At 39.0% G+C, this 3,793-nt stretch carries 6 protein-coding genes; 1 reads left to right on the top strand and 5 read right to left on the bottom strand.

Features of this window, described 5'->3' with window-relative positions:
- A partial coding sequence (locus D1831_RS14730) for a hypothetical protein (protein WP_225422906.1) occupies window positions 1-263 on the top strand: 263 nt, incomplete at its 5' end.
- Window positions 264-464: 201 nt separating this feature from the next.
- Here D1831_RS14730 and D1831_RS14000 read toward each other — a convergent pair.
- The 5 genes from D1831_RS14000 to D1831_RS13980 form a co-directional block, all read right to left on the bottom strand.
- On the bottom strand, window positions 465-1,508 hold the full coding sequence (locus D1831_RS14000; protein ID WP_125073424.1) for a hypothetical protein: 1,044 nt from the start codon (window positions 1,506-1,508) through the stop codon (window positions 465-467).
- Window positions 1,509-1,606: 98 nt separating this feature from the next.
- The gene (locus D1831_RS13995; protein ID WP_125073423.1) at window positions 1,607-2,416 is read right to left on the bottom strand and encodes a zinc-ribbon domain-containing protein; all 810 of its coding nucleotides are present in this window, start codon (window positions 2,414-2,416) and stop codon (window positions 1,607-1,609) included.
- Window positions 2,417-2,604: 188 nt separating this feature from the next.
- Window positions 2,605-3,003 carry a hypothetical protein gene (locus D1831_RS13990; RefSeq protein ID WP_125073422.1) on the bottom strand — a complete coding sequence of 133 codons (399 nt, stop codon included), beginning with the start codon at window positions 3,001-3,003 and terminating at the stop codon, window positions 2,605-2,607.
- A gap of 27 nt (window positions 3,004-3,030) precedes the next feature.
- A complete protein-coding gene (locus tag D1831_RS13985) occupies window positions 3,031-3,300 on the bottom strand; it encodes a Mor transcription activator family protein (RefSeq protein WP_125073421.1) in 270 nt (89 codons plus the stop codon).
- Window positions 3,301-3,326: 26 nt separating this feature from the next.
- Window positions 3,327-3,704, bottom strand: coding sequence for a hypothetical protein (locus D1831_RS13980; protein ID WP_125073420.1), 378 nt, complete (start codon window positions 3,702-3,704; stop codon window positions 3,327-3,329).
- Window positions 3,705-3,793 lie beyond the last annotated feature (89 nt).

Here is a 3,793-nt window from a genome sequence, read left to right as displayed (position 1 = left end):
GTATTCGTTACTTCGAATTATATATGCAAATAAAGGGCTTAGTAGAACAGGTATTAGCAGTAAAAATTGCGCGGTACCCACCTTTCTTGAAAATGACAAAATTCGAGAAGTTCTTACCTGAATATGAACCGCTTCAAACAATTCAAGGTATTGGTGAAAGTATGGTTACTAGACAAATAAGTGAATTAGATGATATACAAAGTTTCTGTACTCGTCAGCAATTGAACAACGATATAACAGAGGCAGACTCCGGTGATTACTAATTGGTTCTACATATCACGAAATATGAAAATTTACATACATGCCGAATTTTGTATTGGGTAGTAATTATTAGGGTTAATCGCGAAAATGGTTAATAACAATTTTGGCGATACATTACAAAAAAGACGATAAGCACCTTCCACAACGAAGAAACCCATCGTCCATCAAATAATTTTCTCTTCAAAACAATAAAAACAAATAATTTACTTTAGATTTGGAGATTTTTTTAATAACGTCCCTGCTGTACGAGCAATATCACTATTAGTCATAAAGTCAGGCTTAGCTGCATTAAGAATTTCACTATCTGGAATACCAGCCAAAACAGACTTAGAAAAACCTTGAGTACCAACTAATACCTGTCTAACCTGGTTAGCATCGTCTTGCTCTGAATGGCTTTCAGAAGAAGATTTATCAGTATCGCTTGAATTATTCTTTTTAATATTTGGATACTGCTTTGCAATCATGTTTGCCGTGGTTCCTGGGTCACCGCCCATTTCATTCGATTTATTGGTTGCCGCAACAATCACTGAATCTGGAACCTGTTCCAAAGCCGCGCTATCCCAATGACCAGGGTCTGACTGAACAATATTTTTCCGCATCAGTACTGCTTCTTTATGGTCGGTCGCACTTACCTTATTATCCGTCGAACTGCTGGAATCCGTCATCGAGCTACTAGCACTGCTACTTTGATCAGCACGCTTCAACAATTTATTGACGTTGACTTTCAACTTTTTAAGGTACGGCTTTTTAGTCCAATCAATGGCCTCACACTGCTTGATGACATCCGCATCGTAATTGTTATCCGTAACGCTTAGTTGTGCCGTAACGGCTTTATCCAGTTTTTGATATTCCGCTAAATCATCCCTGGCCGTCTTTCTTAGCTCACTAAGCTTAGTAGTTAAACTTTTAGCACCATTTGTAATTTTAACGCCTGCCGTAACCGTGGTAACAGCCGTTTGAACTTCACCCGCCTTAAGTTGTGATCTAGTGTCAATGTAGGCCTGCGTTTGATCACGATAAGCTTTTGCCTTAGGGTCTTTGGGCTTCTGCGTTAAAGCGTTATCGAAATAAGTTAGGGCTTTACTATATTTTTCTTCGGCAACTGCATCTAGTCCCTTATTAATAGAGTTTTTATACCCCGTATCCCCACTGCTAGTCGTTGCCGCCTTTTGTCCACAGGCCGCTAATCCAACCAATACCAACCCAACTACGGCTAGTAACTCCAACCAGTGATAAGCTTTTTTCATTCATTGTCACTCCCACGCTAACTTAGCGTTCTCTTTATAATAAAATCTACACTTCTAAATAAGTAAGCACCATCAAATTTTGAACCTTTGCGTTTCTACTAATCATCAGAAGTGAGGGTTAAATCAATGGTTTCACCATCACCAGCGGCCCAGATCCAGTAGTCTCCCTGGGTATCACCCGAGCGCACATCAAAGTTATATTTTCCCGGGAAAAAGCCGCTACTCAGTTGCTGCTTAGACACACGTTGATTATTTGCGTCCTTTAGCTTAATCGTCACGGGGCCGCCGCTTTCGGTATAATCCAATACCCGAACCGGGGTCCTTCTCGTGGTTAGATAATAACTAGTAAACATTCCCATGACCTTTTTGCTCTCAACATTAAAATAATATTTAACCTTAGTACCTGAGACGTGTTGACCATTAACAATAATCCGGCCGGTTTCACTTAACGAGTCCCTAGAATGATTGTGAATATCCTTAACAACACTCTTAGCGCCAACATCACTAAATTTTAACGCTTGATCATCCTTTGAAAATTGTTTTAAAAACAGCTTCCCATCCTGATTTTGAACCGCTTTAGTCACGTTACTGGCCAATTGGTCGCGGGAAACTACCATTCGTTTTTTAATAAAGAGGAATCCACTTACCACAACTAAAATAACCAGAATCGCGATAACCAGACTATTATTCCGCGTTTTAGTTTGGCCATTAGCCATTGATTGTTGATTTTTAGAAATCCGTGGGGTTGTCTTGACTACCGTATCATTTGTTAATTCATCCTCGCCCCGTTGCACAGTGGTTCTCTCCTGGTCGCCACTTTGCTGGTCTGACTTGATTGCTTGTCCACACTTAGGGCAAAACTTCGTCCCCGTTTCCAACTTAAAACCACAGTTCGTACAATGTTTCATGGTCTTTTCACACCCCTTAAAATCACTTTTAAATTTAAATCCACTCCAAATATTGACCTTGCATTTCCCAGAATAGACACATTCATCTCCGTACCCCGATTACCAATGGCGACTTGTGGCTGCTTTTTAAGCTTGTCTAATAAAAAGTGATTACCTTGATTAGTAATCACTACCTGACACGCTGCTAACTATTCAAAATCATGTTGGTCAGTAGTCACCTTGGCTTGTCCCCCATTTTGAACGTGGTAGCCATTAGCTATTAATTGATTTTTAAACCAGGTATCAAACATTAATCCATACCAAACTGCACCCGCAATATTAGTAATGAGCTCAATCATATTGCCTAACAAAAGATTCACAATAATATTCAACAAAATCAACGCTACAAACGGAACTAAGGCCTTTTGTAAGAAGTCCTTAGTCTTATACTTTTGACTAAACATTGCATAAAATCCCGTAAAAATAAGTGCAAGCCAGTTAATTGATCCCTTAACTTGTTTAGTAACCGTTTGTCCGTTAACTTCCTTGACCAATGTCATATCCTGCTTTACCCGATTATTAAAATCAAACCAATCTGAAAAATCCATTTGAATCTACTCCTCTAAATAATATTTTTAACTATTTTTTTGCTGACTATCTTTTATGATTTTCACCACCCACCGCTGTGAATAACCATATTTATTGGCCAAGTCATAGCTATTATGCCCATCATATTGCTGAACAACGTGATTAGCCGCCAAATCGCGATCATACAGATGAATTGGAATTGTAATTTGCATTCCCCGGTACTGTTCAAAAACCTTCAGCATTCCTTCAACGCCAATTAATTCACTAATACCGCGATAAAACGCATGCAGTGCTTCGACGTCTACCTTCTCTTTCATAGGTAGCCTCCTTCAACTCTTGCTAATCATTCAAATTCCACTGGTTGGTGATTATGAACTTCTTGATAACCATTTTTAATTAATTGGTCGTAGTACCAAGTGTTAAACATGAGCCCAAAATAAACACCCTCTAGTAGATTCCACAACCAATCCGTACCGTCAAAAAGATAGGACAAGCCAAAGTTAATTAGCACTAAAATTAATAAGATAACGAACATTTTGGCAACGAACCCCTTCGTCCGATATTTTTTACTAACGGCCGCATAAATTGCTGTAAAAAAGAACGCCCACCAGCAAAACTTCCCAATAACTAGCTTTTTGACCGTCTGTCCATTCACTTGTTTGATCATTGTTTTCGTTCCCGAAACGCGACCATTAATTGCGAATAAATCTGATAAATCCAAGCCACCCTCACCCCCTATGACATCGCTACCAATTATAATTAATTCACGAACATTGCCACAGTCATCTTAATCATGACAAATTACATGTC

This window comes from Lactiplantibacillus garii (genome assembly GCF_003885105.1).
Classification (GTDB): Bacteria; Bacillota; Bacilli; order Lactobacillales; family Lactobacillaceae; genus Lactiplantibacillus; species Lactiplantibacillus garii.
The sequence above is the reverse complement of the archived record's forward strand: the minus strand, read 5'-3'. Positions and strand labels throughout refer to the sequence as shown.

Bases quoted from the DNA above. Each gene is read 5' to 3' on its own strand.
- D1831_RS14000 (WP_125073424.1), bottom strand. From the start codon at position 1,508: ATGAAAAAAGCTTATCACTGGTTGGAGTTACTAGCCGTAGTTGGGTTG.
- D1831_RS13995 (WP_125073423.1), bottom strand. From the start codon at position 2,416: ATGAAACATTGTACGAACTGTGGTTTTAAGTTGGAAACGGGGACGAAG.
- D1831_RS13990 (WP_125073422.1), bottom strand. From the start codon at position 3,003: ATGGATTTTTCAGATTGGTTTGATTTTAATAATCGGGTAAAGCAGGAT.
- D1831_RS13985 (WP_125073421.1), bottom strand. From the start codon at position 3,300: ATGAAAGAGAAGGTAGACGTCGAAGCACTGCATGCGTTTTATCGCGGT.